This window comes from Saccharopolyspora sp. (assembly GCF_017434145.1).
Taxonomy (GTDB): domain Bacteria; phylum Actinomycetota; class Actinomycetes; order Mycobacteriales; family Pseudonocardiaceae; genus Saccharopolyspora_C; species Saccharopolyspora_C galaxeae.
Genome location: NZ_JAFRFW010000950.1, coordinates 1 through 2769 on the forward strand (window position 1 = coordinate 1; position 2769 = coordinate 2769).

At 71.1% G+C, this 2769-nt stretch carries 4 protein-coding genes; all 4 read right to left on the reverse strand.

The window, feature by feature from the left end; genetic code table 11:
- Positions 1 to 24: 24 nt before the first annotated feature.
- A complete protein-coding gene (locus IJH84_RS25580) occupies positions 25 to 753 on the reverse strand; it encodes an acyl-CoA dehydrogenase family protein (RefSeq protein WP_295149907.1) in 729 nt (242 codons plus the stop codon).
- A 110-nt stretch (positions 754 to 863) separates the two neighbouring features.
- Complete coding sequence (locus IJH84_RS25585; RefSeq protein WP_295149909.1) at positions 864 to 1718, reverse strand: phosphogluconate dehydrogenase C-terminal domain-containing protein; 855 nt, start codon at positions 1716 to 1718, stop codon at positions 864 to 866.
- Positions 1715 to 2515 carry a TIM barrel protein gene (locus IJH84_RS25590; RefSeq protein WP_295149911.1) on the reverse strand — a complete coding sequence of 267 codons (801 nt, stop codon included), beginning with the start codon at positions 2513 to 2515 and terminating at the stop codon, positions 1715 to 1717. The genes IJH84_RS25585 and IJH84_RS25590 overlap by 4 nt, the downstream gene beginning before the upstream one ends.
- On the reverse strand, positions 2512 to 2769 hold a 258-nt coding region (locus IJH84_RS25595), incomplete at its 5' end, for a triose-phosphate isomerase (protein ID WP_295149913.1). The genes IJH84_RS25590 and IJH84_RS25595, both read right to left, overlap by 4 nt.

Below are 2769 nucleotides of genomic sequence, written 5' to 3' on the forward strand. Positions count from 1 at the left end.
CGCTGCCAACGGCATCAACGGCTTCTACGAATCGGTCGAAAAGCGCAAAGCATGCTGCGCGGTGCGCAAGCTCGAACCGTTGAGCCGCGCGCTCGCGGACTGCGCGGCCAGCACGTCGGCCAGCGGGACCTCGTCGAGCACCCGCTCGGTCGGCAGGTGGTAGCCGTCGAAGAACTGCCGCACGGTCGACGATGCCTGCGCTGCCACCAGAGTCAGCGGTTCGACCCGGATGCCGGTGGCGGGAGCGGCGTCGATGAGTCCGTCGACGACCATTTCGCCGTGCCGGGCCGACAGCCGCAGCACGTCCACCAGCCCCCAGCCGGTGACGAACGGCGCTTCGCCGTCGAGCCGGTAGCCGCCGTCGACCGGGGTGGCGTGCAGCCGCGGCGGCTGCGGGATCGCCCCGGCGAACGAGACACCGCCGCGCAACTTCCCGCGCACCGCATCGGCGAGGTGGCGTTCCCGCAGCTCCGAGCGGTCCGTGGTGGCCAGCCCGCGCACCACGCCTTGGTGCTGCGCCCAGGTGAACGCGGTCGCGAAGCAGCCACCGGCGAACGCCTCGAAGATCAGGGAACGCTCGGCGAGGGTGATCTCCGGCCCGCCGTGCTCGGCCGGAGCCGCCAGGCCGTAGAAGCCCTCCGCGGCGAGCAGGTCGAAATGCCTGCGCGGAACGACGCCCTCTGCATCCACTGTGGACGCGTCCGGGAACAGCACGTCGTCGGCCAGGGCTTGCGCCCGCTGCACGGTAACCACGCAGCCGAGGTTAACCCGCCGCGGGCCGCCGTCGAGGCGTTCCGCATCGTGGCGTGGTGCGCGAAGTACCGGCAGGCGGGGCAAGCACCGGCAGGCACGGCTGCCCGCGCTCAGCGCTCGATGCGCTCCAACCGGAGCATCCGGGTGATCACCGCGTCCAGCTCGGCATCGTCGAAGATCTTCTTCCAGTCGTCCTTGACGATGCTCTCCCGGCCGTAGTCCATCGCGATCTTGCAGGCGTCCGAGAACGGGTTGTCGCCCTTGAGCGTGTTGGCCAGCGCGACCTGGGTGTGCCCCAGCAGCATCGCCCGCGCGGCGGGCTCCGGGACGCCGACGGTGTGCACCGTCTCGTGCAGCGCTTCCCGCAACAGGTCGCCGACCATGCAGGCCACCGTCTCCACCAGCGTGGGCTCCAGGTAGGCCAGCTGCTTGACGGTCACCCAGTGCACGTCGAGCACCGGCGCGTACATCGCGCGGATCACCGATTCCGCGACGGCCCGGTGCTGCTCGTCGCCGGACTCGATCGCGGCGACGACCTCCTGCGGGGCGGCGATGCCGCCGAAGGTGTCCGCCAGTTCCTCCGGAGTCTTGCGCTGCAGGAACACCGAGGGGTGGCACGGGTGCGCGACCACGTACGCGAGGTCGTCGCGCTCGGCGAGCAGGTTCGCGTACGCCGCGGCCGGATCCAGGGTGACCAGCACCGAGCCGGTCTTGAGCTGCGGAACGACCTGCTCGGAGACCGCGCCGAGCACCGTGTCCGGCACCGCCAGGATCACCACATCGGCGTCCTTGATCGCGACCGCGGTCCCGGTCACCTCCCGGCCCGCGCCGGTGACCCGCTGCTGCCCGGCGGGGGAGTTCTCGCTGTAGCGCACGGTGTGCTCGGTGCGCTGCAGGTTGTCCGACACCCGCATCCCCATCTTGCCGCCGGCCCCGATCACGGCGATGGTCAACTGCTCGGTCATGCCCGCTGCCTCCTCAACTGCTCCAGGTTGTGCGCGGTCCACTCGCGTTCGACCGCGCAGGTCGTGTGCGCATCGCCCTGCCAGGGCAGCCAGTGCTCGATGACCTCGTTGATGCCGCGGTCTTGCGGGCGCACCTGCCGCAGCAGGTGTTCGCGGTCCAGCAGCCCGTCGCCCAGCGGTGCGCCGATCAGCGAGAAACCCACCCAGCCCGGCGACCGGACGAACTCGAAGTCCTTGACGTGCACGTTCTGCACGTGCGCGGCGGTGCTTTCCACCACCGACACCGGGTGTTCCAGCGCGGCGACCACGTTGGCCGGGTCGAGGCAGATGCCCAGGTGCGGATCGCCGACGCGCTCGACGAGCTCGACCAGCGTGCCGGTGGGCACCTGCTCGTAGGTCTCCAGCGCGATCGTGACGCCTGCGGCCGCGTACTCGGGCAATACCTCGCGGAGCCTGCGTTCGGCCTCGTCCAGGTCCGGCTTGTCGTCCGCGGTGTGCATCATCGAGCGCACCAGCCGCGCTCCCAGCAGCTCGGCGAGTTGCAGGAACCGCCGCAGGTGTTCGGGTTGCAGGCCGCGGGTGCCCAGTTCCAGTTCGACGCCGAGCCGGTCGGCGGTCGCGCGCACCGCCCGCAGCTGCTCGCCGGACATCGACTCCAGCGGCGGGTAGTCGCAGATCTGGAACAGCGACACCCCGTGCCGGGCGGTGTCGGCGAGCATGCCGGTCAGCGACAGCGGTTCCGGCGCGTGCTCGGACCACTGCCAGAAGTAGGCGTAGGTGCTCAGCCCGATCGTCATGGTGCGGACACCTCGTCCAGGATCTGCTCGAACGCCCGCGGATCGTGCGCGAAGCGGCCGAGGAACAACCCGTCCACCGAATCGCCCAGCGCGGTCAGCAGCCCCGGCTTGGCGCTGCCGCCGTAGATCACCCGGCTGCCGCTCAGCGCCGGGTCCGCCGCGACACCGGCGCGCAGCGCCGCGCAGACCTCGCCGATGAACTCCGGCGACGCGGGCTCGGCGGCGCCGATCGCCCACTGCGGCTCGTAGGCCAC

Coding starts and splice junctions, on each gene's coding strand:
- IJH84_RS25585 (WP_295149909.1), bottom strand. CDS start 1,718: ATGACCGAGCAGTTGACCATCGCCGTGATCGGGGCCGGCGGCAAGATG.
- IJH84_RS25590 (WP_295149911.1), bottom strand. CDS start 2,515: ATGACGATCGGGCTGAGCACCTACGCCTACTTCTGGCAGTGGTCCGAG.